This window comes from Mesorhizobium tianshanense (assembly GCF_007830515.1).
GTDB lineage: Bacteria > Pseudomonadota > Alphaproteobacteria > Rhizobiales > Rhizobiaceae > Mesorhizobium > Mesorhizobium tianshanense.
This window is the reverse complement of record NZ_VLKT01000087.1, coordinates 1-2,500: the sequence shown is the minus strand read 5'-3', so window position 1 is coordinate 2,500 and position 2,500 is coordinate 1. Positions and strand designations below refer to the sequence as shown.

General features: G+C 64.0%; 3 protein-coding genes (1 of these 3 cut by a window edge). 1 reads left to right on the top strand and 2 read right to left on the bottom strand.

Features of this window, described 5'->3' with window-relative positions:
• Positions 1-467: the 3' end of a M23 family metallopeptidase gene (locus IQ26_RS35990; protein WP_162458177.1), read on the top strand. Its footprint begins 1,501 nt before the window's first position; the window shows 467 of its 1,968 coding nt (coding positions 1,502-1,968); its start codon lies off the left edge, out of view; its stop codon occupies positions 465-467.
• Between the two features lie 32 nt (positions 468-499).
• Here the strand turns inward: IQ26_RS35990 and IQ26_RS35985 are convergent, their stop codons facing one another.
• A complete protein-coding gene (locus tag IQ26_RS35985; protein WP_145723141.1) occupies positions 500-2,044 on the bottom strand; it encodes an MFS transporter in 1,545 nt (514 codons plus the stop codon).
• 126 nt (positions 2,045-2,170) lie between these two features.
• On the bottom strand, positions 2,171-2,500 hold a 330-nt coding region (locus IQ26_RS35980), incomplete at its 5' end, for a transposase (protein WP_145723140.1).

Sequence of the window (2,500 nt, the reverse complement as noted above, 5' to 3'; positions counted from 1 at the left end):
CCAGGCGTCACCCCATTTTGGGATATGTGAAGATGCATACGGGAACCGACTGGGCAGCTCCGGTCGGATCGCCGATCATTGCCGCCGGCAACGGCGTCGTCGAAAAGGCGGGCTGGGCCGGCGGCTATGGCAAGCAGATCATCATCCGTCATGCCAATGGCTACGAGACGTCCTACAATCACCAGAGCGCCTTTGCCAAGGGCATCGCGCCGGGTGTTCGCATTCGCCAGGGCCAGGTTATCGGCTATCTCGGCTCAACCGGCCTCTCCACCGGTCCACATCTTCATTATGAACTGATCGTCAACGGCACCAAGGTCGACTCTATGCGCGTCCGCCTGCCGGTCGGCAAGGTGCTGAAGGGCGACGACCTCGTTGCCTTCAAGCGCGAGCGCGAGCGCATCGATGATCTGCTCAAGCAGGAAGACAGTGATTCGCTGAGGGTCGCGAGCGCCAAGATCGAAGGCTGAGCCGAACTTGGCGCCTTTCTGAGTCCTGATCCTCAGTGTTGCGGATTCTCAGATCCACGCCACCATGGCAGTCGCTCGCCGGAAACAGTCGTCCACGCCACGATCGCCGACAGCAGGCAAAGCAGCGCGGTGACCAAGGCGACGGCGGCGAACGCCGCGTCGCTGGCGACAAGCCTTGCTGCATCGAGATCCGGTGCCAGGCCTGCCGGCGCCGGTTCGCCGAAACCCGGAATGCCGGCACCGCCGTTCAGCACTGCCGCATAGACCCCGGCCGCCAGCGAACCCATCGCCGCCACCGCGATCAAGCCGCCAATGCGCGAGACGGCATTGTTGATTCCCGAAGCAGCACCCGTATCCTTGTCCTCGACCGCCGTCATGATCGCCGTCGACAGCGGCGACACGACCAACGCCATGCCGAGTCCCATCAGCGCCATCATCGGAAATACCCCCATCCAGAAATTGTGGATGCCGGCATAGGCGAGCAAGGCAAGCCCGGCGAAGGCGGCGGCGACGACGAGACTGCCGCTGGCGATCGGAAAACGCGGACCGATCCGGTCGGACCACTGGCCGACCGGCCCCGACAACAGCGCGATCAACGCGGACAGCGGCAGGAAGATGAAGCCGACCTCTGCCGCGCTCAGTCCCCATCCGGCAATCAGCAGCATCGGCAGGTAGAACAGATTGGCCGACAGCGCGAAGTATAAGAAGAAAGTCGCCACATTGGCGCCGGCGAAGGCGCCGATCCGAAACAGCGACAGATCGATCATCGGTTCGCGCTGCCGGCGCTCGAAGACGATGAAAGCGATGAGCAGCACCCCGCCCGCGGCAATGCTCGGCCCCGACATAAGCCCCTCGCCCCCCGATATAAGCCCTTCGCCCTTGTCACTCATCGAGGTCAAGCCGTAGGCGAGCGCTCCAAATGCCAGCGTCGCCAGTCCGGCGCCGCCAAGATCGAGGCTGCGCTTCTCCGTCGGCGCATCAGCAGGGACCTTGGCGAGCAGAAGATAGATCGAGACAAGACCAAGCGGCAGGTTGATGGCGAAGATCGCCCGCCAGATGCCGTCGCCGAAGGCCGACAGCACAAGGCCGCCCAGCACCGGGCCAAGTGCCGTCGTCAGCGCCGAGGCCGCCGCCCAGATGCCGATCGCCCTGCCACGCTCCTTCTTCGGATAGGCCTTGGCGATGATGGCGAGGCTGCCGGGCACCATGATGGCAGCGCCGATGCCCTGGAGTGCACGGAACGCAATAAGCACCGCCGGGTTCGGTGCCACCGCGCAGGCCAGCGAGGCGGCAATGAACAGGACTATGCCCGCCACGAAAGCGCGCCGCAGACCGAATCGGTCGCCAGCGGCACCGCCGGCGAGGATGAGCGCCGAAAGCGTCAGCGCATAGGCATTGGAAATCCATTGCGCCTCGGCGAGGCTGGCGCCGAGATCGACACGGATCGCCGGCGTGGCTATGGCCAGGACCGAACCGTCGATGAAGCCGAGCGCCGAAGCCAGGATCGCCGCGATCAGCACGAACCTGCGCCGCGACTGCGGGCAGAATGTATCGGTGGCTTCGCTTGGAGACTTCATGGAGCCTGCTTAGACCTCCTATGTGCCGGCAACAACCGGCCAGAGGATTGCTGTCGCGGACACCAGAACAGGATCAGGACCTCTATGCCGAAGGGCCCACGGCTCCTTCTCTAAAGCGTGTCGCGATTAATCGGCCTCATATCCAGCAGCTTTGAAGAAGTTTCGGCACTGAGTGGGGTCGAAGAGGTCGCAGATGTCGCCGAGCGCATGGCAGAGCGCCTCGAAGGTTCTGGCCGCCTTCTTGCGCAGCAGCGTCTTGAGCTTCGAGAAAGCCATTTCGATCGGGTTGAGATCAGGTGAGTATGGCGGCAGGAACAGCATCCATGCGCCGCGTCGGCGCACCAGTTCGTGGGCCCGCTCGCTCTTGTGGAACCCGACATTGTCGAGGATGACGACATCGCCGGGCTCAAGTTCGGGCGCCAGTTGCGTCTCGACCCAGCTCTCGAAGCGCCGGCC